The 879-nt window shown below is 37.0% G+C and carries 1 pseudogene; it reads left to right on the top strand.

Annotation, left to right across the window (positions count from 1 at the left end):
- A pseudogene (locus AC1DSL_RS18815) lies at positions 1–879 on the top strand (carboxypeptidase M32); the annotation flags it as partial.

Genomic DNA, 879 nt, shown 5'->3' with positions numbered 1-879 from the left:
GAGATTTATTGACTATGTTAAAAAAATGCAGGCCTACACGGAAGTAATTGGTCTGATGTATTGGGATTTACGTACTGGTGCTCCGAAAAAAGGAGTCAATCAACGTTCCGAAGTGATAGGGACAATGTCTTCAGAATTATTTGCAATGCAAACATCTGATGACCTGGCGGGCATGCTTGAAGAACTTGAAAATAATTTAGAATCATTGGATCCAATTACAAAACAAACGTACAAAAAAGTTAAAAAAGAATATGATATGAACAAAAAAATTCCCGCTGATGAACACAAAGCATTTGTAATTTTGACTTCGAAATCTGAATCCGCATGGGAAGAAGCAAAGGACAAATCGGACTTTAAGATGTTCTATCCGTATTTAAAAGAAATCGTAGAAACGACAAAAAGATTCGTTACTTATTGGGGTGTAAAGGATAACAATCCTTACAATACGCTCCTTGATGAATATGAACCAGGAATGACAACTGACATATTGGATGAAGTATTTGGCGAATTAAGAAACCGAATCGTGCCATTGGCGAAAAATATTGCAGATTCTCAAAATCAACCAAAAACTGATTTCTTATTCAAGACGTTCCCGAAAGATAAACAAAAACAATTCAGCTTGGATATTTTAAAGCAGCTAGGTTATGATTTCGAAGCGGGACGCTTGGATGAAACGGTCCATCCTTTTGCTACTGGTTTGAACTGTGGAGATGTCCGCATTACAACAAAATATGATGATAATGATTTCCGTTCAGCGGTATTTGGAACGATTCATGAATGTGGCCATGCACTATATGAACAAAATTTCTCAGAGGAACTTGAAGGTCTCCCATTAGCAAGTGGCACATCTATGGGTATTCATGAATCCCAATCCTTGTT

The organism is Paenisporosarcina sp. P4_D4, from assembly GCF_056401835.1.
Note: the sequence above shows the minus strand (reverse complement) of the source record. Positions and strands in the feature narration are given on the sequence as shown.